Here is a 22,054-nt window from a genome sequence, read left to right on the forward strand (position 1 = left end):
TGGCATCCGGGGATACCATCCGTGACGTGACCACCAAACCTGGGGCGGTTCACTTCGTCATCTGGATGTCCCGCAACACCTAGATTTCTGAAGGCCAAGGGCCTCAGCTGTCAGACACGCCGAGCACCATCACCCCCATTGCCCGGCCACGATCGAAGAGCCGATTTAGGGGCCTGCGTCGAGGGCTCGCTTGCCGGCTTGCTCGATCTGGTCGACGGACATGAGCATAATGTGGCTGAAGATTGTCGACGTGCCGGACACGAGGACAGCGCAATCGCCGCGCAGGCATATTTCAATGTGTGCGTCATTTGTGGGAACGACGTCAACGCCCGGCGCGTATCCTCTCTTGTACAGATCGGCACCCAACTGACCGGAAGCGAGACTCGGACACGCCGTCGTTACCCAATCCCAGATCAGGTACTTCTCCGCCAGTTCGAAGGTCGAAAATTTAGCGACGCCGTTCGACCGTTGGCGACGGTCATCAACGGTATCGATAATCCACCACTGGCCATTCTTGTGGAGATGCACCGAATAGTCACTGGACTCGAACAAGAGTTCACAGTCCGCGCAAGCGGACGACACTGTCGCGTCAGCGAGGCCGGCCCTAGGCGCCCATTCAATCCAAGTCGTGGAAAGACGCGATAAATCCGTCATGCTGTCACCCAACCTTCCGTATGGCGCCGTCGGGGCCCAAGTGCACCGAGGCCGGATCGATTTTTGAGTAGTCGGGAATCTTGCCCAGGTCGTCGAGGGCATCGGCCAGGTTCTTCTTCAAGGTCGGCAGCCGGTTCATCGCGTCTTGGGCCGCTTCGCTGCCGGCGCCCTGCGCGTAGGCCTTTGCTGCGGCGTCGTCGAGGGCCTTCTGGGCGGCCCGTACCCGGGCCATCGCATCGAGTACCGCTTGGTTATTGGCGCGCAACAGTTCCTCGAATGCGGACTGGTTGTCCGGCGAAGTCGTGGAGGGACTTAGGGGGCCGTGCAGCGGTGCCGCATCGTAGCCATGGGACAGCAGCTTGGTCGTCGAAGCTTGAAGTATTGCGGCGTAGTCGTCGCGCAGCTTTTCGATCTGATGCAGGATGCCGGCGGTGTCGTCGATCGCCACCTGCTCCAGCTCGGAGGTGTCGAGGTGCGCCTGCTGGTACATGCCGATGCGGTTGTCGATGTCTTGAAGCTGGATCTCGAGCGCGTTGATCTTTGCGGCCGCGGATTTCTGTGCCTGGGCCAGCGCGGCGGCGATGGTTTCTAGGTCGGTGCCGATCGCGGTGAGTCGGGTTTGTTGCAGGTGCAAGGTGGTGGTGGCGCGCTGCACTTCTGCCGAGTCGTTGATGGGGTGTTCGCCGTTCTCCCGGCTCCAGGCGGCCTGGAACCGTTGGCGTGCTTGGGCGAACGCGGCACTGGATTCGGTGGTGCAGGCGCCGGCGTCATGGAAGGCCTGCGCCAACTCGTCGATGACGGCTGGTTTCCCGCTCTGCAGCGTGTTGTTGACCTGCCACGGGTCGCCGCTGGCTGCTTCGATCAGCAGCGCCAGGTTTATGTGCTGGAGTTGCACCGCACCGCACGAAGCTGGGCCGCGTTGCGCTGATCCATGCCGGTGAACTCGCGCGCGGCATAGTGGGCTTTGTCGCCGACGCCGGACAGGGTCCGGCGGTGGCCACTGAGGGTGGTGATGTGCTCGCTGTGGGCTGCGGAGATCGCGTTGTGGAAGACGTTCGCGGCGCCGAAGACCCCGAAAATGCTTGGCGCCACGGCTGTTTGGTTCAGGCGGGCCGCCCCGGCCTGGGCGTGTTCGCTCGCGCCATGCATATCCGCCGCCCCCGAACGCAGCATCGCCGGATCGACAAACACCCCCAACCCCTCTCAGATCGGACGTTGACAACGCTGACAGGGCAGGCCTTCGGCGTCAATTCAGTTTGCGGCGGTCGACGAGCGAGGTTGTCGCTTGAGCCTCAACTGCGGGTTTCCACGCCAGCCGCAGTATGGCGACGCATAGTCCAGACTTGTGGCCGAAGTGGGGAACCGATGATGTAAGCGAAGAATCGGCACTCGGAGATACCATCCGTGACGTGACCATGACACAGCCCTGGCCCGCACCCCCCGCACCTGTCCGATCCCGCAACTGGCTGACAGTGACATTGGCCGCCGTTGCCGTGATTCTTGCGGCGGTGGCGTTGATCGTGGCGGTGACGCGGTCCGGATCGGGGTCGAGTGCGACCTATACGGCGGCGGAGAAGGCGGAAGCGAAGAGGGATTTGTGTGAAAAGTATAAACTTGCCGCGCGCGCAATGCACATTGAGACTTCGACGCCCGACAACACTGCGCTGGCCCGCATTGCCATGTCCAACGGTGCCCTGATTCTAGAGACAGCGGCCGCAAACCCTGCGTTAGACGCCAAACAACGTGACGCAGCCCGCGCCTTGGCGGCCACTTACCAAACAACAGCGGCAATTGGCACGACTGGCATGGCCACCAGGGAACAGTATAATGAGTCCGTTGATGACATGAATGTAAAAGACCGTGTGATGCAAGGATTGTGCGGTGAGTGACCTCCCCGACTATAGGCCTTTCACGCGGATGTTGATCGGTGCGTGGTGGCCTGCACCACCCACCCAGCCAGCTGATGCAGTCGGCTTTTGGTTCAGTCACCAGCAGGCGAAGCAGGAAGAGGCTGAATACATCCGCAACCTCGCCACTTTATTAGCGCAAAACAACAGTGGTCAGACCGCGGAGGATATGCTAACTCGTCTAACGCTCGGCAGGAATCGCTTGCTTGACGTTGCTCACCAGTGTCGCGCCAAAAGCGATGCCAATGGCGAGGTTGTCAAAGCGGTGACTCAGTTACGTGACACGCTTACCGGTATCGCGAGGTCAGGGAATGGCGAGATCGACACAATTCAGAAAAGTAATGAACCTCCGGCAGTCAAGACCACGAAAATTGGCAACGTGGTATTTGAGGCTAATCGGCAGGCGGGCAATGCGGCTATAATCGCGAACAATGCGATAGTAGAAGCGACCCAGCGGATGTTCGATGAAACCGGGGTCCACGAGAACGCTCGGGAATCGCTGCGGCAACGTGGTGCGAATCTCGATGTACCACCGCCCCGAAGGCCGACCCCGGATGAAGTGACCAGGGCACAGAATTATGACGGCGGCCAGGGCGGCCTTGGAACTGAGGGATCACAGCCCGCGGGCAGGGCCGGTGCTGCTGACGGCGATGGTGGTCAGGGCGGTCTGAGCCCGAATGTTTCGCAGCAGTCCGAAGGGACCGCAACTACGGGGGGTGACGGCGGCCAAGGCGGCATCGCCGGAACGACACCCAATGCCGCCGGGGCGAACGGCCCTGACAGCACCGTCGGCCAAGGCGGCAGCGGCTATGGCGTGCCTACAACCTCGGGCAGCGGTGGCGGTCGTGGGACCGGGGGAAGCAATGCGAGCGGCTACGGTGGACCGGGTACTGGTGGCGGTTCTGGGACCGGGGGAGGCAACGCGAGCGGCTACGGTGGACCGGGTACTGGTGGCGGTTCTGGGACCGGGGGAAGCAATGCGAGCGGCTACGGTGGACCGGGTACTGGTGGCGGTTCTGGGACCGGGGGAAGCAATGCGAGCGGTCAAGGTGGGCCAGGCGTCGGCGGTAACGGCGGGAGCATCGGCGGATCGCCAGGCGCTGCCGGTGGAAGCCCGGGAGGCGGCGTTGGCTTCGGCCCGTCCAGTGGCGGCGGGATGGGTGGCGGACTTGGCGGTACATCACCTCTAACTTCCTCCACGCCAGGCCTCGGCGGCGGTGGGGGTGGCGCTACCCCGCAGGGCCTCCAGGGCGGCGGATTGAGCCAAGCATTTGCATCGGGTACGCCCGGGGGCCCAGCTGGCCCAGGAGGGCCGGGCGGTACACCGCCATTGGCGCAAGGGGGTTCGGGCTCCGGCGGATTCGGTCAATCGTCAGGTCCGCAGGTGCCGCCCTCACCATCGGTGACACCGATGGCGGGCGGGGTGCTCGGCAATCTGGGAAGTCTCGGGGCCTCCAGCCCAGAGGTTGCTCCGACAGCTTCGACCACGGGAGCGACGACGCCGACACCGGCAGCGGCTCCGCCCATGACCGCTGGGCCGACATCGGTGCCGTCCGCGCCGATCAGCGCCGGCCCGGCAGCCCCGTCGGGTCCGCTGCCAGGCTACGGCGCGGACCTGCGCCCAGCTGGTGCTGCAGCACCAGCCGCACCCACGCCGACGGCTGGTCCACCTCCTGTGTCTCCCTCAGCGCCGGGCGGCCCCACGACACCCACCTCCGGTGGTGCCACCGTCGCGTCCTCCGGTGATCGTCCTGCGCCGGGCAAACCAACCGCTAGCACAAGTGGGCAGTCGGGTGCGGCGCTGGCCGGCGGCGCGGCCGCCGGAGGTACGGCCGGAGCGGGGGCCGGCACCGCCGCCAAGCGCATGGCCGAGCAGGACGATGTGCAGCGCAAAGTCGATGCGGTGGCCCGCCAGGCACCGAACCTGGCCTGGGCGGCCGGCTTGCGCGACGACGAGAGCACCACCGTGCTGGTAACCGATTTGGCCGGAGGCTGGATTCCTCCCGGCGTTCTCTTGCCGCCCGGCGTAACGCTGCTCGCTCCCGCCCAACGCCGACACAATTTGAACGTGGTTGATCTACTCGGCGCGGTCATCGCTACCGCGACACATCAGCCCAACACCTATGTAGCTGAAGCCGGCCCCAACGACCCACTTCCGGGCGCTGGGGAGCGCGCCCGCTACGGCCAGCGCATCGACGAACTCGGACCCACGCTCACCGATGCGGCGGGCGCCAGCTCTCGGCTACCGCGCATAGTGCAGACGGTCGCCCACGCCGTGGCCCGCAGATCCGGTATCGCCGACAACGAAATCGAACGATTCCGCAATGTCATCGCCGACACCGCAGACAAGGTGCTCTCGGCTTATCCTCACCATCTGCCCCGGGATGTCGCCGACTGGATGCTGCTGGCGGCCATTGATGCCCTGATCGACGGAAGCGAAGAGCTCGCCCGCTATCACCTGGCCTGGCATAAGGTCGTTGCCCCGGGCAGGCAAGCCGCATGAATGCGCCTGACGGGTCGCCGTGCGGCATGGCAATGGCCGGCCTGAACCAGTTGCTGGATTCAGAAGCAGTGACGCGCCCGGACGCCCGGACAAGAAGCAAGCGTGGACGACAGCCGCCGCTGCGATCAACCACCTACGCGCACGGCTAACAGAGATCTGCGAAGCCGGGGATCAGGCCTGCAACGCAGCTGTGGCCTCCGCCCTGCCGGACGACGCCAAGCTCACGCAGCTCAACGCCATCACCAAAGACAGACTCCGCTAGCGGCCAACAACCTCGGCATCCCCGAACGTCATCTCGACGTGCCCCACCGTCGACGACATCATCGGCCGCTTGGGCAGGCCCAGCGCGGCCAGCTCACGGGCGTACGGGTGGGTGCCCAGCCGCAGCGTCGTACCGCCTAACGACCCGCGCACCCTGGAAATCCGCATCTCCCAAGGAATTTCGCGAGTGGCACCGTCGAGGTGACTGTAAGCCCGAAGCGTGCGGGGCTGGGATGTGAAAAGACTCGGTACCGGCAGCCCGCGCCCGAATTCCATCGTGGCGACGTGCTGGCCGCCGGCGGCCACATCGAACCCCAGCCGCTTGCCGTCGCGAACGGTGAAGTCCGCCATGATCTTCGGGAACCCCCAGATGGTGCGTCCGGCTTCTAATGTAAATCCTTGATCCACCGGCAGGTGGTGGATGAACGCACCGGCGGAGCCCAATGCGCGCCAGCCACGGGCCGACGAACCTGGCGGGTTGACCATCACCGCGGTACCGAACTCGTGGTACTTCCCCAGATCGCCGTCGATGTAGCGGGCCAGCATCAGGTTAACCACCGCCTGTCCGGGCCGGTACTGGAAAACCTGCAGGCCGCTGTAGTCGATCATCGCCTGCGCGGCGTCCGCCGAAACCGAGAACATCGCGGAATGCACATCCGCCTGACGGACGCGGACCGGCATGGTAAGCACAGTGCCAGCGATGGTGTGCTGTGAAAGAGCCATGACGCCCACTGTAATCCGGAGGACGCTGATGACTGAGGTTATGGCTGATGTGAAGCCGATGACCAAGCCTGATGTCGACTTGACCGACGGCACTTTCTACTCCGACGGGGGAGCGCGCGCCGCCTACAAGTGGATGCGCGCTCACGAGCCGGTGTTCCGGGACCGCAATGGTCTGGCCGCCGCGGCCAGTTACGCCGCGGTGATCGACGCCGAACGCAACCCCGAGCTGTTCTCCAGCACCGGAGGGATCCGGCCCGACCAGCCGGGCATGCCGTACATGATCGACATGGACGACCCGGAACATCTGGTGCGCCGCAAGCTGGTCAACGCCGGCTTCACCCGCAAGCGGGTGCACGCCCAGCTGCCGTCCATCGGAGAACTCTGTGACAGGTTGATCGACGCGGTCTGCGAGCGGGGTCAGTGTGACTTCGTCCGCGATATCGCAGCGCCACTGCCGATGGCGGTGATCGGCGACATGCTCGGCGTCCTTCCCGAAGATCGTTCGAAGCTGTTGAAGTGGTCCGACGACTTGGTGGCGGGGCAGAGCTCGCACCTAGATCCGGCATCGGCGACGTTCCAGGCGGTCATGGAGGCCTTCGCCGGCTGGACCGAATTCACCCGGGACATCATCGTCAAACGGCGGGCCGAACCCACCGACGACCTGTTCTCCGTTCTGGTCAACGCCGAGGTGGACGGGGCGGTGATGTCCGATGACGAGATCATCTTCGAGACCCTGCTGATTCTGATCGGCGGCGACGAGACCACCAGGCACACGCTGTCCGGCGGGACCGAACAGCTGCTGCGCCACCGCGATCAGTGGGACATGCTGCGCGCCGACGCGAGTCTGCTGGCCGGGGCGATCGAGGAGATGTTGCGGTGGACCTCCCCGGTGAAAAACATGTGCCGCACGTTGACCGCCGACACCGAATTCCACGGCACCCAGCTCAGCCAGGGCGAGAAGATCATGCTGATGTTCGAATCGGCGAACTTCGACGAGTCGGTATTCGACGACCCCGAGCGATTCGACATCAAACGCGACCCCAACAGCCATGTCGCATTCGGCTTCGGCACCCACTTCTGCATGGGCAACCAGCTGGCCAGGCTGGAGCTTTCGCTGATGACCGAACGGGTGCTGCAGCGGCTGCCGGATCTGCGGCTGGCCGACGGTGCGGAGGTGCCGCTGCGTCCGGCGAACTTCGTGTCCGGCCCGGTGTCCATGCCGGTGGTGTTCACGCCGAGCAAGCCGGTACTGGCGTCGCCGAGCGTGTAATCAGCGCGAGAGTCTCGCACGAAAATCGCTGGGAGTACACGCTCGTCGCGCCCAGGCGTCCGCGACTCGGCCGAGGATCCCGGCCTCGGTGTCTTCGAGGGTGATCCGCAGGTCGATCCAGCCGAGCCCGGTCACCGTCTCGTGGCGTCGGATGTCTTGGTTGAAGCGCCGTGGATTGGTGCGGTGATGTTCGCCTTCATAGTCGAGGCCGACCATGATCTCCTCCCAGCCCATGTCTATGACCGCGACAAGCTGCTGCCATTCGTCGTAGACCGGGATCTGTGTCTGCGGCGGCGGGTAGCCGGATCGAATGAGAAACAGTCGCAGCCGGGATTCCCGTGGTGAGTCAGAACCGGTGTCGACGAGCCGCAGCGCGATTCGGGCATCACAGATGCCGCGGCGTCCCCGGTATCGTTCGGCCAGCAACTCGACGTCGGTGATCTTGAGGTCGGTGGCCTGTCCGAGGGCGTCGATGGCCGCGACCGCCTTGACCTGGGAATAGCGGCAGGCCAGGTCCAATGCGGTGCGGGCCGGCGACGTCACCGCTATGCCGCCGATCAGCTGCACCTCGTCTTCGCCGACGCGGTCCGACCAGGAGTGGATGTGTTTGGGTGGCCGGCGACAGTCGTAGAGCAATTCAGCTGGCGCGTGATCATCGACCCATTTCGCGCCGTGCAGCGCGGCGGCCGACTGGCCCGCGACGACGCCACGTCGCCGCGACCACAGCCACGCGGCTTGGGCGCGCAATGCCGCGGTGGGTCGAGTACCGGCTGGAACATAAACGTCCGGATGGATCGCGACGAATCGGCTCCGCAAGGCGTACGGCGTCAACCGGCCGCTTCGGACGGCCTCGCTGCCCAGGAACGGTGTCGCCATGGCGGGAGTCTGCCCACTAGCACTGACACGACCGCCGAACGTGTACTGGCTGCGAAAATGCCACCGAAATTTCGCAGTGGTTACACGTTCGGCGGGATGGCTGGCGGCAGGACCGGCGCAGCGGGGCTGAGGCCGACCCGCAAAGACTCCACGATCGCGTCCACCGGCGAACGCCACTGCAAGCCGAGATCCGCCAACGTGGCCGAGTCGTCGGTCGGAGTGGCCGAGGTCAGCAGCCAGGCCGCCTCGTAGCTGAGCGACTCCGGCAGCGACAGCAACTTACTGGCCAGATCGCTGACCCAGCCGATGCCCTTGAAAACACTGGGGGCCACCCGGATTCGGCGCACCGGCTTGCCCAGGCCCCGCTCCACCGCGGCGATCATCTCGTCGAAGCTGACCATGATCCCGCCGCACAGGTAGCGGTGCGGGCCTCGACCGGGCTTCATCAAAGACGAATGCACCTGGCCGACATCGCGCACGTCGACCATCGCCATACCGCCGCGCACTACCGGGGCCACCCGGTACTTCACGATCGGCGCCCAGCCCCGCTCGGTGACGCCGGGTGCCGTCCAGAACGCGGGACCGACCACGCTGGAGGGATAGGTGACCACGACCGGGTGCCCCTCGTCCTGCAGTCGCCGGGCGACCCGCTCGCCGTAGGCCTTGGTGCGGGCGTAGGCGCTACGCCCGGGAACGGTGGGCGAGTCCGGGCCGATAACACCGTCGGGCGGCGGGAACAGTGCGCTGTAGCTGCTGACCGACACCACGGGGTCCAGGCCGGCTTCCACCGCGCGGGTCAGGATCGCCTCGGTGGCGTAGGCGTTGATGTCCCACATCAACTTCTCTTGCCGGTCGTTGGTGCCGACCACTCCGGCGGCGTGCAGCACCGCGTCACAGCCCTCCAGCAGCGCGGCCACCACCGCGGTGTCGCGGATGTCGCCGTCGAGCACCTCCAGCGTGCCCAGCTCGCGCAACCGCGGAATGACGGGCTCGTCACCGCAGCCCGGCGCGACCAGCAGACGCACCGAGTGCCCGGCTTCCAGCAGGGCCCGAACGGTGTGGGCGCCGAGGTATCCGGTGCCGCCGGTGACCGCGATCTGCATCAGCGGTTCTTGAACTCGGGCTTGCGCTTCTCGGCGAAGGCGCGGGGCCCTTCCTTGGCGTCCTCGCTCAAGAACACCTTGATGCCGATCTGGGTGTCGATCTTGAAGGCGTCGTTCTCGTGCATGCCCTCGGTCTCATGGATGGTGCGCAGCATTGCCTGCACCGCCAGCGGACCGTTGTTGTTGATCTGCTCGGCGATCTCCAGCGCCTTGTCCAGCGCGGAACCGTCGGGCACCACGTGACCGATCAAGCCCATCTCCAGCGCCTCGGCGGCGGTGATGTGCCGACCGGTGAACAGCAGGTCACACGCCATCGTGTAGGGGATCTGGCGCACCAGGCGCACCGCCGAGCCGCCCATCGGGTACAGGCTCCACTTGGCCTCGGAGATGCCGAATTTGGCGCTCTGCCCGGCGATGCGGATGTCGGTGCCCTGCAGGATCTCGGTACCCCCGGCGATCGCGGGCCCTTCCACTGCGGCGATCAGCGGTTTGGTCAGCCGACGGCCCTTGAGCAGTCCGTCGATGCGTGACGGGTCGTAGCTGCCGTCTTTGAACGAGTCGCCGGGCGCCTTCTTGTTGGCCGCCTTGAGGTCCATACCCGCGCAGAAGTAGCCGCCGGCGCCGGTCAGGATGCACGAGCGGATCTCGTCGTCGTTGTCCACCCGGTCCCAGGCCTCGACCATGATCGCCAGCATTTCGCCGCTCAGCGCGTTTCGGGCCTCGGGCCGGTTGAGCGTCAAGATGAGGGTGTGTCCGCGCTGCTCAACCAGGGCGTGGGGCTCTTGTGACGACTCGCTCACCGGCGTCCGCCTTTCCGGGTGGGGACCTCGACTTGAAAACGAAATGTAACACGTTCTAGTTTGTGTGGCATGGCTCTCAACATCGCGGATCTCGCCGAACACGCCATCGACGCCGTCCCCGATCGGGTGGCCCTGATCTGTGGCGACGAACAGCTGACCTACGCGCAGCTGGAGGAGAAGGCCAACCGGCTGGCGCACTACCTGATCGACCAGGGCGTCAAGAAGGACGACAAGGTCGGCCTGTACTGCCGCAACCGCAACGAGATCGTCGTCGCGATGCTGGGCATCGTCAAAGCCGGGGCCATCCTGGTCAACGTCAACTTCCGCTACGTCGAGGGCGAGCTGCGCTACCTGTTCGACAACTCCGACATGGTCGCGCTGGTGCACGAGCGGCAGTACAGCGAGAGGGTGGCCCGGGTCCTGCCGGACGTTCCGAACGTCAAGACCATCCTGGTGGTCGAGGACGGCAGCGATCTGGACTACGCCCGCTACGGCGGTGTGGAGTTCGAGGCCGCACTGGCGCAGGGCTCACCGGAGCGCGACTTCGGCCCGCGCAGCGCTGACGACATCTACCTGCTCTACACCGGCGGCACCACTGGGTTCCCCAAGGGCGTGATGTGGCGCCACGAGGACATCTACCGGGTGTTGTTCGGCGGCACCGACTTCGCCACCGGCGAGCCGATTGCCGACGAGTACGACCTGGCCAAGCAGGCCGCCGCCAACCCGCCGATGATCCGCCACCCGATCCCTCCGATGATCCACGGCGCCACCCAGTCGGCGACCTGGATGTCGCTGTTCAGCGGCCAAACCGTGGTGCTGGCACCGGAATTCGACCCTGATCAGGTCTGGCGCACCATCCACGACCACAAGGTGAACCTGCTGTTCTTCACCGGCGACGCCATGGCGCGCCCGCTACTCGACGCGCTGCTGGCCGCCCAGGCCGAAGGCGAAGAGTACGACCTGTCATCGCTGTTCCTGCTGGCATCCACCGCGGCGCTGTTCAGCCCCAGCATCAAGGAGAAGCTGCTGGAGCTGCTGCCCAACCGGATCATCACCGACTCCATCGGGTCGAGCGAGACCGGTTTCGGCGGCACCAGCATCGTCGCCAAAGGCGAGGCGCACACCGGCGGCCCCCGGGTCACCATCGACAAGACCACCGTGGTGCTCGACGAGGACGGCAACGAAGTCCAGCCCGGCTCCGGCGTCCGCGGCATCATCGCCAAGCGCGGCCACATCCCCGTCGGCTACTACAAGGACGAGAAGAAGACCGCGGAAACCTTCCGCACCATCAACGGCGTGCGCTACGCCATCCCCGGCGACTACGCGCAGGTTGAGGCCGACGGCACCGTCACCATGCTCGGTCGCGGCTCGGTGTCGATCAACTCCGGGGGCGAGAAGATCTACCCCGAGGAGGTCGAAGCCGCCCTCAAAACCCACCCGGACGTGTTCGACGCCCTGGTGGTCGGCGTGCCCGACGCCCGTTACGGCCAACACGTGGCCGCGGTGGTGCAGCCGCGCGGCGATGCTCGGCCGTCGCTGGAGGAGATCAACACCTGCGCACGCACCGAGATCGCCGGCTACAAGGTGCCCCGCAGTCTGTGGTTCGTCGACGAGGTCAAGCGTTCCCCGGCCGGCAAGCCCGACTACCGGTGGGCCAAGGAGCAGACCGAAGCCCGTCCCGCCGATGAGGTACACGCCAACCACATGTGATGGGCCCAGCGAGATTCCCGCGATCCGTATCCGGTGACCGGGGTCGCGGGGCTAGTCTCGGTCGATGCAGCGACTTTCGGGCGTCGACGCCGCGTTCTGGTCTGCCGAGACTGCGGGCTGGCACATGCACATCGGTGGGCTGGCGATCCTGGATACCAGCCAGGCACCGAATTACAGTTTTGAGCTGGTCCGCCAACTTCTGATCGAGCGACTACCGCAACTGCCGCAGCTGCGCTGGAAGGTCGCCGGTGCGCCGCTGGGTCTGGACCGGCCGTGGTTCGTCGAAGACAACGAACTCGACATCGACTTCCATGTGCGGCGTATCGGCGTCCCGGCCCCGGGCGGGCGCCGCGAGGTCGAAGAGCTCGTAGGCCGGTTGATGTCCTACAAACTGGACCGTTCCCGACCGCTGTGGGAAGTGTGGGTGATCGAGGGGGTCAACGGCGGCCGGGTCGCGACGCTGACCAAGATGCACCACGCGATCGTCGACGGTGTCTCGGGCGCGGGCCTCTCCGAGATCATGCTGGACGTCACGCCGGAACCGCGTCCACCGGAACCGCAGGCGATCGGATCGCCAACCGATGACGGCATTCCCAGCTTCGAGCGCCGTGCCATCGGTGCGCTGGTCAACGTCGCGGTCATGACGCCGTTTCGCATCGGCCGGCTGCTGCAACAGACCGTCCGCCAGCAGATCGCCACGATCGGTCTGGGCGTGGCACGTAAACCGCCACGCTACTTCGACGCTCCGGTGACCCGGTTCAACGCCAGCGTGTCGCCGCACCGGCGGATCACCGCCTGCCGCGTCGAGTTGGCCCGGGTCAAGGCCGTCAAGGACGCCTACGGCGTGAAACTCAACGACGTCGTGCTCGCCATGGTCGCCGGCGCCGTCCGGCAATATCTGAGTGAGCGCGGGGAGTTGCCGGACAAGCCGCTGGTCGCCCAGATCCCGGTGTCGACCCGCACCGAGGAAAGCCAGGGCGAGGTCGGCAACAAGGTCAGTTCGATGACGGTGTCGTTGGCCACCGATCTCGAGGGCGCGGGCCAGCGGCTCAAGATGATTCACGAGAACACCCAGAGCGCCAAGCAGATGGCCAAGGCACTGTCGGCGCACCAGATCATGGGCCTGACCGACACCACCCCGCCCGGACTGCTGCAGCTTGCCGCGCGCGCCTACACCGCGACCGGCCTGTCGAATCGGCTGGCCCCGATCAACCTCGTCGTTTCCAACGTTCCCGGCCCGCCGTTCCCGCTCTACATGGCCGGCGCGGAAGTGGAATCGCTGGTGCCGCTGGGGCCACCGGTCATGGACGTGGCGCTGAACATCACCTGTTTCTCCTACCGCGACCACCTCGACTTCGGGTTCGTGACCACGCCTGAAGTCGCCGAGGACATCCACAAGATGGCCGATGCCATCGAACCGGCGCTGGCGGATCTGGAGCACGCCGCCGGTCGGAGTAAGCCCCGGGCCGGGAGGCGTTGAAGTGCTACCGGCCGGGTAGTGCCTGCACCAGACGGATCATCGGGGTCAGCAGCTTCTGCCACAGTGGGCCCGAGATGCCCAGCGGCGGATCCAAGTTCAGGATCCGGGCGGTGGAGACCGTCTGCGACTCGGTGTACTTCAGGAGGCCGTCGGCGCCGTGGCGGCGGCCCACCCCGGACGCCTTCATCCCGCCCATCGGTGCCGCGGTGCTACCAAAGGCCAGTGCGTAACCTTCGTCGACGTTGACGGTGCCGGACTTGATCCGGGCGGCGATCGCCTCGCCTTGCGCCTTGGTCGCGGCCCACACGCTGGCGTTGAGACCGTACTCGGTGTCGTTGGCGCGTGCGATGGCTTCCTCGATGCTGTCGACCGGGTAGATCGACACGACCGGGCCGAACGTCTCGTTGCGTCCGCACTCCATCTCGTCGGTGACGTCGGTGAGCACGGTGGGCTCGAAGAACAGCGGACCGAGGTCCGGACGGGCATTTCCGCCGGCGATAACCTTGGCGCCCTTGGCCTTTGCATCATCGACGTGGTTGGAGACGGTCTTGAGCTGGTCCTCGGAGATCAAGCTGCCCATGTCGGCGGAGAAGTCGTAGGCGCCCGAGAGCGTCATGGCACGCACCTGCTCGGCGAACTTGGTGGCGAACTCGTCGGCGATCTCGCGCTCGACATAGATCCGCTCGATGGAGATGCACAACTGGCCGGCGTTGGAGAAGCAGGCGCGGGTGGCGGCCTTGGCGACCTCGGCCAGGTCGGCGCCGCGGGTGACGATCATCGGGTTCTTGCCGCCCAGCTCCGCGGAGAACCCGATCAGCCGGGCGCCGCACTGCTCGGCCAGCGACCGGCCGGTGGCGCTGGAGCCGGTGAACATCAGGTAGTCGCACTGCTGCACGATCGCCGTGCCGACCACCGATCCCGGACCGGGCACCACCGCGAACAGCTCACGCGGCAGACCGGCCTGGTACAGCAGTTCGGCGTTGGCCAGCGTGCAGTACGGGGTCTGGCTGTCTGGTTTGACCACTACGGCATTACCGGCCAGCAATGCGGGGATGGCATCCGAAATCGACAGTGTCATCGGGTAATTCCACGGTGAGATGACCCCGACGACGCCCTTGGGATGGTGGTTGACCACGGTCTTGACGATGCCGGGCAGCAGACCCTGCACCCGCTTGGAGGCCAGCAACTTGGCGGCCTGGCGCGCGTAGTACCGCGCGTTGAGCATGATGTCGACGATCTCCTCCTGGGCCGCCGAACGGGCCTTGCCGGTCTCGGCCTGGGCGACGTCCATCAGGAAGTCCCGGTTGGCGATCACCAGGTCGCGGTAGCGCTCGATGATCGCGCAGCGCTCCTTGACGCTGCGGGCCGCCCACTGCTGCTGGGCGGCGCGGGCCTTGGCGAAGGCCGCCGTCACATCCTCGGCGGTGCCCACCGGGATGGTGGTCAGCGGTTTGCCGGTGAAGACCTCGTCGATGGTCTTCGACTGCCGCCCGTCGATGTCATCGATGGCGGCCAGTGCGCGCAGCCGGTCGAATGCTGCGGCGGACGGAGCGGGCATGGCTGTCTCCTACTCGCGGGTAACAAGTGGTTAGCCGCCAACCTACCCGGCGCAGCGGCCGCCCGGTAGCGCGGCGGCATTGGCGCTGAGCCACTGGGTCATCTGGTTGAGGGCGGCCACCCCGGAGTCGAAGCTGCCGTCGTTGGGCTCGGCGGCCATCGCCACCGCAAGATCACCATGGGGGCTGCGGACGATACCGAACTGTCGCACCAGGTAGCCGCCGCCGGGGCCGGGCCCCCAGCCGCCTTTGCTGGGGACGCTCAGGCCGGCCAGCCCCCACCGCTGGCTGGTCACGGTGTTGCGCATCAGACTGTAGACGGGCGCGCCGGCGGCCAGGCACGGCAGATGGGCGGCGAACACCGCCTGGCGGCCCAGCGGCCACTGGGTCTGGCCGAAGGCGCTGAATTCCGGCCGCAGCCGCCGGGATTCGACCGCGGTGCCGGTGTCGCCGAAGGCCCGCAGCACGGCCTGCACCTGCTGGGCGGCCTGCGGTGCCGGCCCGAGCTCGGACCACAACTTCTCGGCGGCGTCGTTGTCCGAGGCGGTGACGGCCCTGGCCGCGAGGTCTTGCGCGTCGGGGCGGTTGGCGTGGATTGCGGCGATCGCCAGCGGGACCTTGATGGTCGACCAGGCCACCCCGTTCTGCAGGGCGCCGAGCGTAACGACGCCGTTCTGGCCGACCGGAGCGTAGGCGATGCCGATGGTGGCCGGCACGGTGCCGGCCAACTGTGCGAAGGCGGGCTGCAGCGGATCGGCGGAGGCGGGGGAGGCCGGCGAAACAGGGGAGGCCAGGGCCAACAGGGCAGCCAGGACCGTGGTGAGTACTCGACGGGCGACAGGCATTGCCTCAGTATTGCGCGGTGGGCGGCCGAAACCGTGGTGGTCGATGGGCGGGTCGGCCGCTGTGCGCCATCCTTGGGGACCACCGACGTGGAAACATTCACGAAAAGCCGCACTCATTTCTATTTAGGATTATCGTCTCGGTATGAAAGCTCCCGTCCGCGCAGCGGCGATCGCCGTAGCCACTCTGACCGCCGCGGCGATCAGCGGCGCCCCCACGGCCGCAGCCCAGCCGGAAATGTATTTCTTCGAGTCGCCCAGTGGAAACATCGCGTGTCTGTCGGCCTCGGACTGGGTCCGCTGCGATATCCGCGAGCGGGACTGGTCACCGCCGCCGCGGCCGGCGGATTGCCCCAGCCAGACCGGCTACGGTCAGGGCATCAACCTCGAGGCCACCGGAAAGCCCAAGTTCGTCTGCGCCGGCGACACCACCTTCGGTGGCGACGCGCGCACCCTGCGCTACGGCGATCGGGATGCGACGACCGGCTACACCTGCTTCAGCGAGCAGTCGGGCATCAGGTGCGAGAACCGCGACGACCACGGATTCACGATCAGCCGCGAGTCCTACGAACTCTTCTGATTCCCGGTGCACTCACCGCTGCGCAAGCGCCGCCATGTCAGGCGCCAGTACGTCGGTCAGCGATGACCACGGCACGGTGATCACCGGCAAGCCGTGTCCGAACTGGTAGTCGGCGAAGTGCAGCTCCATACCCTCGGCGGTGGGTATCCAGTTCGCGAAGTTCTCCGCGATCGGTCGGTTGCCGGGTTCGTCGGCCATCGGCTCGCCGTCGCCGTAGACCGTCGGCCATATCCGCTTGGTCTGCTCGGAGAGCCGGTTGAGGCCGTCCTGCTCATTGGAGAACAGGTCGCTCAACGTGATGGGTTTGGCGCTACGGCTGTCGATCACGACCGTGCTCACGTAGTTGTTCGGATGGGCGGCACCGTGCACGTAGTAGACACCGGTGAGAAGTTGTGCGAGCGCCGACGGTCGAAAGAACAACTCGGACTTCACTTCGAAGGTCCACGACGGAATCGAGTCTGCATCGGCGCGCACCTGCTCGATCTGGTCGCGGGCCGAGGCGTCCCCGGCCTTGTTGAACGCCTCGGCCACCGAGGGATCGCCACCGGACACCTGAGCGACCTCGGCGTGCCAGCGTCCATCACCGTCCGGAGTCGCTCCGGCGATTGTGGCGGCCGAGACGGTATAGGTCTTACCGTTGGACTCTCCCGATTCCGAGGCGGCGGCCGGCATGGGATCCGCGAGCGCCCGAGGTGACATCTGAGCTGAAGTCGGTTGCGTTGTTGCCGAAAGCGAATCGGTGTTACCGCATGATGTCACCGAACCGAACGCCACTGCGACGATGGCCGCGAGGGATGTCGTGAAGATGTTAGGCATCAGGCGCGCAGGGCTTTCCGGGTTGGCCACCGAAGCTGTGATCGGCGGATTACTGGAACGACATCAGCAGATCATCCCACTGTCACCGTGCTCGCGCTGGAAAAAGCGGTGTCGCAGACTGACAACCCTGCCAACGCCTTGATCGAGGAGCAAGTCCATGTACATCCGACGCAGCCTGGTCATGCTGCACACGGTCCGCGGCACGGTAGTGCTCTCGGTCCTGCTGGGGTTGGTCGTCACCGCCCTGCCGTTCGTGTCCAACGCAGCATTCGGTCCGCTGATGCAGGCGGTCGCAGTTGCGGGCATGGACGGAAATCTGGCCGACGTGTGGGGCTTGCAGGGGGCGTTGCTGAGCCGTGAAAGCGGTGGCGCCTCCGGTATTTTCGGTTGGCTGACAACACCGGTGACTTTCGCGACGCTGCTGGCAGTCTGGGCGGTTTCGCTGGTGCTCGCGCAAGCCCTGAGTTTCGCCAACGCCTGGGTCGGCGCACACGTCGAGCGGAAGCTGCTCAGTGCGATCCTCCAGCGCGTTCACGGCCATATTCAGTCGCTGTCACTGGATTTCTTCATAGGCGCGCGCAGTGGTGCGCTTATCCAGCGAGTACAGCAAGAGGCCCCGTGCGTTCAGCGGCTCTTGACCGAGTGTCTTGTCCCACCGGCAGTCGACGCCGTGGTGCTGCTGATCGCATTGAGCTATCTGCTGGCGCTGTCGTGGCAGATGACGATCGTGTCGCTGGTGCTGACCCCCTTGGCGCTGATGGCACTTCGCTTCGCGGGGAAGGGGCTACAGGCCGCCACTCGACGGGCGATGATGGCAAACCGCGCCATGAGCAGCGAACTCGCGGAGACCACCAGTGGTATCGCCGAGATTCAGGTCTTCAACGCCCAACGGCGACGCAATGAGTTGTTCCGGGTCTCGTCGACGTCCGCAACGAGGAATATGGCCGCGATGAGGATCTGGATGCAGGCCGCGGCCAACGGGGTTCAGGTTTTCATCGCGTTGAGCACCGTGCTGGTGTTGATCACCGGTATCGCGTTCAGCGGCCGCTTCGGCCTCACCTTCGCGGGCCTGGTGGTGTTCATCGCCTACGTGCCGACGATGTTCGCGGCGGTGCAGCGGATGGTGTTGGCGTACACGACGTACAAGTCGATCCTCCCGCACATCGCGTCCACGTACGAACTGCTCGACACCGAGGCGACCGTGCGGGAGCGACCGAATGCCACGCCGCTCGGTGAGGTCCGCGGCAACGTGGTATTCGACGACGTGACATTCAGTTACTCGCCGCACCAGAAGATACTCGACGGGCTGTCATTCTCGATCGCGGAGGGAGAAACGGTCGCGCTGGTCGGTCCGATCGGATCAGGCAAGTCGACCGTCTTCAATCTGTTGCTCCGGTTCCTGGATCCACAGGGGGGCCGGATCCTGTTGGACGGCCGCGATATCCGCGATGTGACGCTGCATTCGCTGCGTGAGCAGGTGTCCAAGCTTGCGCAGTTCCCGTTCTTCTTGAAAGACACCATCCGCGAAAATGTGCGGCTGGGCCGACAGGACGCCACCGACAGTGACATCGAAGCGGCATGCGAGCTGGCGCACGTTCATAGCGTGATCTGCGACCCGGCTAAGGTGCGAGACGGCTACGACACCGTCATCGATGTGGAGGTGCCGTCGGGAGGCCAGAAGCGATTGATCGCCTTCGCCCGGTGCCTGCTCCGCCGGCCCGAGGTGTTACTGCTCGACGAGCCGACCGAGAACCTGGATGCGGATCAGCGGGCGAGGGTGACCGCAGTGATCCGCGAATATGCCGGCGATCGAACCTGCCTGGTAGTCAGCCATGACATGGATTTCATTGCCTCGGTGGCCGATCGGATCATCGTCCTCAGCCAGGGGCGTGCGGTGGAGCAGGGCACCCATGACGAATTGCTCGCGATCGGCGGCCTGTACACGCGCCTGTACGCAGCGGACAATGCGGATCCCGCATTGCTCAGCGGTGATCGGTTGGCCGCGCCAACTCAACGGCCGGACAACGGGCTCCGCTGACCGGGGCGGGCGCGCGGCGGCGGCCGTCAGCGCGGCGGCAGCGGTGCCACCGTGTCGGGGGTGTCGTAGTGCCGGCTGTACCAGCCCATGTAGCCGTAGCCGGTACTGCTGTCGGAAAGGTAGTTACCGCTGCCCTGGGTGGCATCACGCACGTCCCCGACGCGCACCACCTGTGGGGAAGAGTAGCTCTGCACCGTAAGACCTCCGTGATCGGGTTCCTGTTTGCTACAAAAGTGTACGAGCTACCAATGATCAATTCCCGGAATCCGCCGAACCGGGACTAAAGTACTCTGACTCGGCAATCCGTTGTGTCGGGTCGGCCGCGTAATGCAGGTGGCGCAGCCAGACCTCGATCTGCATCGCGGTGTAGAACTGAGTCACCGCACCGATGCGGCCGGCGGAGCGCAGCGCGCGGTCCCAGGCGTCGGCGTCGACATAGCCGCGCTGCACGATCTGCGGATTCGCGCCGAGGTATTCGCGCCAGCGGGGATGGCGCTCAAAGCCGTGCAATATCGCCTCGTCGGCGATCGACTTCGATCGCCGGCGAAGTACGGTCTCGCTGACCAGCCCGGCGAACGCGTACCGTTGCACGGCACGGTCGATCCGAGGATCTGCGGCGATGTCCCACGGGGTGGTCATTGCCACGTCGACCAACGACGGCGCCAACAGCGGATGACGCAGTTCGACGCCTTCCGGGGCGAACAGCTGGCGGGATCTGGCGAACTCGACGCAGCGCAGGACGTTCTCCACGACGGCCTGGCCGTGCACCGACCGCGCACGGACGGTCGTGGTGACCTGTGCCCGGTGCTGCAGGCGGTGACGCTCGATGTAGGCCTGGCGTAACCACGGTGCCGATGCGGCGATGGGCCGGGGTGGTTCCAGCGTGAGCGTCCGGCCGCTTCGCCATCGCCGCAGCCCGTCGATCGCCGCACGCCGTACCCAGAACGCGGCGGAACGCCCCAGTTCGGACTGGGCGCCCCATCTCAGCGACTCGCGCTGTAGTTGCGCCCATCGTCCCGTGCGCAACAGGTCGGCCAAGTACCAGGGAAGCAGGCCCGCGAAGAACACGGCGTCCCCGCCCTCGCCGGTGAGAATCGTCGACGCCCCCAGCCCCCTCGCAAGAGCCTCCTCGGCAGCGCTGGGCGCCCAGTTGAGAATCCGGCGTGTCGGTGCCGGCAGGAAGGTGCCCAGTTCCGGCCCCGCCGTGAAGGGCCCGTGCTCGGTGGCGTCGATCGGATGCCACGGTGCCGGCGTCGATCGAAGCACAGCCCGGATCCAAGACGACTCGTCGCTGCCCGGGGAGCCGGGATGGACGAAGCTGAGCGCATGTATCGGCGCGATGCCGGTGGCCACCGCCAAGACGGTCGAGGTGTCCAGCCCGCCCGACAACTCGACGGCGTCCGTACCGTCAGACGACAATGCCCCCGCGACAGCATGTTTGACGGTCGCGCGCAGTAGATCCTGGTGCTCGTCGAAGGTTCCGGGACGCGGTTCCGAGAGGGGACGCCAACCACCTCGTACCCGCAGGCGGCCCGCCCGGCAGCTGGCGAACTCGCCGGGGTGCAGCCGGCTTATGCCGCGATACGGCGTTCGGGGCCCCAGATGCAAGCCGGTGCTGAACATATCGGCCAGGTAGTCCTCGTCGGGTTCATGCCAGGCACCGGTCTGGCGGGCCAGGGCGCCGAGGTCGGTCGACACCACGGTGCCGTCCGCCCCGCAGGCGAAGTACAGCGGGCGCAGGCCCATGCGATCCCCGAACAGGACGGCGTCGGGGCCGTCCACCACCACTGCGGCGTACTCGCCGACCATACGTTCGGCCGCGTCGGCAGGCCACCGCCGCAATCCAGCCGCCACGATCTGCGCCAAGGGTGCCGACTTCGCCAGGTCCAGCTCCCGTCGGAGCGATGCCGGGCTCGCGAGGAAGCCATGGAACCACACCGCGGATTCGCCGACCCGCTGAAATCCAGGCCACCCGTGGACACGTGCCGGTGTCTCGGTGGGCAGCGCTACCAGGAATCCATCCAGTGATGGCCGGGCCGGTTGCATCACGCCTGCTGGATCACGGTGAAGCGCCGCAGGTCACCCTCATTCAGGGCGGTCCCGTTCAACTCCACCCAGGCATGAGCCTCGAACGGGTAGAGCGCCACGCCCATCACGTGCCGAGCCGGCCAACCGGCGGTTCGCAGAAAGCGGGTCAGAGCGAGCGAGCGCGGCAAACAATCCAGCGGAGCCTGGCGGGCCGGGTAGAGGCCCTCGGCGATCCGGAAGCGTCTCATCAAGAGTTCCACGGCGGTGCGCGGCGCAGCGGTGTCGGCCGTCGGCCCTACCCGATTCGCGTAGGCCGTTGCAAAGCCCCTTCGCAGATCACGCTCTGCGGCAACACGTTCCCGCAACGCGCGCAGAATGGTCGGGGTGCGCCGCGGTGACCGCTCGACGGATGGCGGCGTCGTCCGCTGATCGGTGACGAGGCGACCCGCGGCAAGCTGGGCCGTGGCGAAGTCGGCGAAGTCGGCTTCCAGCGTGGCAGGCGCGACGCCGTACTCTTCGGCGAGGCCGGTGATGTTGCGCTCGTCGGGTAACCGCGTCAGTTGTGCCCACATGGCCGCACCGACCTCGTTGATCACGTCGTAGACGCCCGCGGACAGATCCAGTACCACCAGCTGTCCGGCCACCTCGGCGCAGCGCAGGTTCGGCGCGCAGAACAGCTGCGGCGGGTGTGTGGGCGCCGGATGGGTCACGATGTTTGCGTCCGGTGGGGTGTCGAGGCGACGCCGTGGTCGGCACGAGGTTGCCGATGTCGTTCGTGGCCGGGTGGATGCTCGGTGGCGGTCCGAAATAGCCCTGTGGTGCGCCAACTCGAAGAGATTTCCGAAATAGTAGCGGTAAGCCCATTTCCCGGCAAGGTGTGTCGGCTGGCCGGAGACGTAGCCCCGGC

At 66.1% G+C, this 22,054-nt stretch carries 20 protein-coding genes; 7 read left to right on the forward strand and 13 right to left on the reverse strand.

Annotation, left to right across the window (positions count from 1 at the left end; translation table 11 throughout):
* Positions 1-165: 165 nt before the first annotated feature.
* The 3 genes from ACAG20_RS09395 to ACAG20_RS09405 form a co-directional block, all read right to left on the reverse strand.
* The gene (locus tag ACAG20_RS09395) at positions 166-552 is read right to left on the reverse strand and encodes a hypothetical protein (RefSeq protein ID WP_370492374.1); all 387 of its coding nucleotides are present in this window, start codon (positions 550-552) and stop codon (positions 166-168) included.
* A 106-nt stretch (positions 553-658) separates the two neighbouring features.
* Entirely contained in the window at positions 659-1,549 is an 891-nt protein-coding gene (locus ACAG20_RS09400; protein ID WP_370492375.1) for a hypothetical protein, read from the reverse strand.
* On the reverse strand, positions 1,531-1,845 hold the full coding sequence (locus tag ACAG20_RS09405; protein WP_370492376.1) for a DUF2563 family protein: 315 nt from the start codon (positions 1,843-1,845) through the stop codon (positions 1,531-1,533). Before ACAG20_RS09405 ends, ACAG20_RS09400 begins: the two co-directional genes overlap by 19 nt.
* Positions 1,846-2,069: 224 nt before the next feature.
* On the opposite strand from ACAG20_RS09405, the gene ACAG20_RS09410 reads away from it, so the two are divergent.
* Entirely contained in the window at positions 2,070-2,543 is a 474-nt protein-coding gene (locus ACAG20_RS09410; protein ID WP_370492515.1) for a hypothetical protein, read from the forward strand.
* A 1,882-nt stretch (positions 2,544-4,425) separates the two neighbouring features.
* The gene (locus ACAG20_RS09415) at positions 4,426-5,064 is read left to right on the forward strand and encodes a DUF5631 domain-containing protein (protein ID WP_370492377.1); all 639 of its coding nucleotides are present in this window, start codon (positions 4,426-4,428) and stop codon (positions 5,062-5,064) included.
* A 258-nt stretch (positions 5,065-5,322) separates the two neighbouring features.
* Here the strand turns inward: ACAG20_RS09415 and ACAG20_RS09420 are convergent, their stop codons facing one another.
* The gene (locus ACAG20_RS09420) at positions 5,323-6,048 is read right to left on the reverse strand and encodes an acetoacetate decarboxylase family protein (RefSeq protein ID WP_370492378.1); all 726 of its coding nucleotides are present in this window, start codon (positions 6,046-6,048) and stop codon (positions 5,323-5,325) included.
* Positions 6,049-6,106: 58 nt separating this feature from the next.
* Here ACAG20_RS09420 and ACAG20_RS09425 point away from each other — a divergent pair, with 58 nt between their 5' ends.
* Positions 6,107-7,318 carry a cytochrome P450 gene (locus ACAG20_RS09425; protein ID WP_370492516.1) on the forward strand — a complete coding sequence of 404 codons (1,212 nt, stop codon included), beginning with the start codon at positions 6,107-6,109 and terminating at the stop codon, positions 7,316-7,318.
* Here ACAG20_RS09425 and ACAG20_RS09430 read toward each other — a convergent pair whose 3' ends face one another.
* The 3 genes from ACAG20_RS09430 to ACAG20_RS09440 form a co-directional block, all read right to left on the reverse strand.
* Positions 7,319-8,194 (reverse strand): hypothetical protein, encoded by an 876-nt coding sequence (locus ACAG20_RS09430; RefSeq protein ID WP_370492379.1) that lies wholly within the window; start codon positions 8,192-8,194, stop codon positions 7,319-7,321.
* An 80-nt stretch (positions 8,195-8,274) separates the two neighbouring features.
* Entirely contained in the window at positions 8,275-9,297 is a 1,023-nt protein-coding gene (locus ACAG20_RS09435; RefSeq protein WP_370492380.1) for an NAD-dependent epimerase/dehydratase family protein, read from the reverse strand.
* A complete protein-coding gene (locus ACAG20_RS09440) occupies positions 9,297-10,097 on the reverse strand; it encodes a crotonase/enoyl-CoA hydratase family protein (protein ID WP_370492381.1) in 801 nt (266 codons plus the stop codon). Before ACAG20_RS09440 ends, ACAG20_RS09435 begins: the two co-directional genes overlap by 1 nt.
* A gap of 69 nt (positions 10,098-10,166) precedes the next feature.
* Here ACAG20_RS09440 and ACAG20_RS09445 point away from each other — a divergent pair, with 69 nt between their 5' ends.
* Entirely contained in the window at positions 10,167-11,807 is a 1,641-nt protein-coding gene (locus ACAG20_RS09445) for an acyl-CoA synthetase (protein WP_370492382.1), read from the forward strand.
* Between the two features lie 64 nt (positions 11,808-11,871).
* The gene (locus tag ACAG20_RS09450) at positions 11,872-13,287 is read left to right on the forward strand and encodes a wax ester/triacylglycerol synthase family O-acyltransferase (protein ID WP_370492383.1); all 1,416 of its coding nucleotides are present in this window, start codon (positions 11,872-11,874) and stop codon (positions 13,285-13,287) included.
* A 4-nt stretch (positions 13,288-13,291) separates the two neighbouring features.
* On the opposite strand, the gene ACAG20_RS09455 is transcribed toward ACAG20_RS09450, so the two are convergent.
* Both ACAG20_RS09455 and ACAG20_RS09460 read right to left on the reverse strand, forming a co-directional pair.
* Positions 13,292-14,845: a succinic semialdehyde dehydrogenase gene (locus tag ACAG20_RS09455; protein ID WP_370492384.1), complete on the reverse strand. Its 1,554-nt coding sequence runs from the start codon at positions 14,843-14,845 to the stop codon at positions 13,292-13,294.
* 42 nt (positions 14,846-14,887) lie between these two features.
* Positions 14,888-15,688 carry a hypothetical protein gene (locus ACAG20_RS09460; RefSeq protein WP_235620597.1) on the reverse strand — a complete coding sequence of 267 codons (801 nt, stop codon included), beginning with the start codon at positions 15,686-15,688 and terminating at the stop codon, positions 14,888-14,890.
* Positions 15,689-15,830: 142 nt separating this feature from the next.
* On the opposite strand from ACAG20_RS09460, the gene ACAG20_RS09465 reads away from it, so the two are divergent.
* Positions 15,831-16,265, forward strand: a complete 435-nt coding sequence (locus ACAG20_RS09465; protein WP_013830569.1) for a DUF6636 domain-containing protein — start codon at positions 15,831-15,833, stop codon at positions 16,263-16,265.
* A 12-nt stretch (positions 16,266-16,277) separates the two neighbouring features.
* Here the strand turns inward: ACAG20_RS09465 and ACAG20_RS09470 are convergent, their stop codons facing one another.
* Positions 16,278-16,937: a DUF3298 domain-containing protein gene (locus ACAG20_RS09470; RefSeq protein ID WP_232062382.1), complete on the reverse strand. Its 660-nt coding sequence runs from the start codon at positions 16,935-16,937 to the stop codon at positions 16,278-16,280.
* Positions 16,938-17,238: 301 nt separating this feature from the next.
* Here ACAG20_RS09470 and ACAG20_RS09475 point away from each other — a divergent pair, with 301 nt between their 5' ends.
* Positions 17,239-19,119, forward strand: coding sequence for an ABC transporter ATP-binding protein (locus ACAG20_RS09475; RefSeq protein ID WP_370492385.1), 1,881 nt, complete (start codon positions 17,239-17,241; stop codon positions 19,117-19,119).
* Positions 19,120-19,145: 26 nt separating this feature from the next.
* Here the strand turns inward: ACAG20_RS09475 and ACAG20_RS09480 are convergent, their stop codons facing one another.
* The 3 genes from ACAG20_RS09480 to ACAG20_RS09490 are packed head-to-tail and all read right to left on the reverse strand — an operon-like array spanning position 19,146 to position 21,857.
* A complete protein-coding gene (locus ACAG20_RS09480; protein WP_109559461.1) occupies positions 19,146-19,313 on the reverse strand; it encodes a lasso RiPP family leader peptide-containing protein in 168 nt (55 codons plus the stop codon).
* Between the two features lie 58 nt (positions 19,314-19,371).
* Positions 19,372-21,165 carry an asparagine synthase-related protein gene (locus ACAG20_RS09485; protein ID WP_370492386.1) on the reverse strand — a complete coding sequence of 598 codons (1,794 nt, stop codon included), beginning with the start codon at positions 21,163-21,165 and terminating at the stop codon, positions 19,372-19,374.
* Positions 21,165-21,857 carry a lasso peptide biosynthesis B2 protein gene (locus tag ACAG20_RS09490; protein ID WP_083037504.1) on the reverse strand — a complete coding sequence of 231 codons (693 nt, stop codon included), beginning with the start codon at positions 21,855-21,857 and terminating at the stop codon, positions 21,165-21,167. The genes ACAG20_RS09485 and ACAG20_RS09490 overlap by 1 nt, the downstream gene beginning before the upstream one ends.
* Positions 21,858-22,054 lie beyond the last annotated feature (197 nt).

The sequence above is a fragment of the Mycobacterium sp. pW045 genome, assembly GCF_041287085.1.
GTDB lineage: Bacteria > Actinomycetota > Actinomycetes > Mycobacteriales > Mycobacteriaceae > Mycobacterium > Mycobacterium algericum_A.

Coding starts and splice junctions, on each gene's coding strand:
- ACAG20_RS09450 (WP_370492383.1), top strand. CDS start 11,872: ATGCAGCGACTTTCGGGCGTCGACGCCGCGTTCTGGTCTGCCGAGACT.
- ACAG20_RS09460 (WP_235620597.1), bottom strand. CDS start 15,688: ATGCCTGTCGCCCGTCGAGTACTCACCACGGTCCTGGCTGCCCTGTTG.
- ACAG20_RS09420 (WP_370492378.1), bottom strand. CDS start 6,048: ATGGCTCTTTCACAGCACACCATCGCTGGCACTGTGCTTACCATGCCG.
- ACAG20_RS09475 (WP_370492385.1), top strand. CDS start 17,239: ATGTACATCCGACGCAGCCTGGTCATGCTGCACACGGTCCGCGGCACG.
- ACAG20_RS09435 (WP_370492380.1), bottom strand. CDS start 9,297: ATGCAGATCGCGGTCACCGGCGGCACCGGATACCTCGGCGCCCACACC.
- ACAG20_RS09445 (WP_370492382.1), top strand. CDS start 10,167: ATGGCTCTCAACATCGCGGATCTCGCCGAACACGCCATCGACGCCGTC.
- ACAG20_RS09455 (WP_370492384.1), bottom strand. CDS start 14,845: ATGCCCGCTCCGTCCGCCGCAGCATTCGACCGGCTGCGCGCACTGGCC.
- ACAG20_RS09470 (WP_232062382.1), bottom strand. CDS start 16,937: ATGCCGGCCGCCGCCTCGGAATCGGGAGAGTCCAACGGTAAGACCTAT.
- ACAG20_RS09410 (WP_370492515.1), top strand. CDS start 2,070: ATGACACAGCCCTGGCCCGCACCCCCCGCACCTGTCCGATCCCGCAAC.
- ACAG20_RS09430 (WP_370492379.1), bottom strand. CDS start 8,194: ATGGCGACACCGTTCCTGGGCAGCGAGGCCGTCCGAAGCGGCCGGTTG.
- ACAG20_RS09415 (WP_370492377.1), top strand. CDS start 4,426: ATGGCCGAGCAGGACGATGTGCAGCGCAAAGTCGATGCGGTGGCCCGC.
- ACAG20_RS09465 (WP_013830569.1), top strand. CDS start 15,831: ATGAAAGCTCCCGTCCGCGCAGCGGCGATCGCCGTAGCCACTCTGACC.
- ACAG20_RS09485 (WP_370492386.1), bottom strand. CDS start 21,165: ATGCAACCGGCCCGGCCATCACTGGATGGATTCCTGGTAGCGCTGCCC.
- ACAG20_RS09425 (WP_370492516.1), top strand. CDS start 6,107: ATGACCAAGCCTGATGTCGACTTGACCGACGGCACTTTCTACTCCGAC.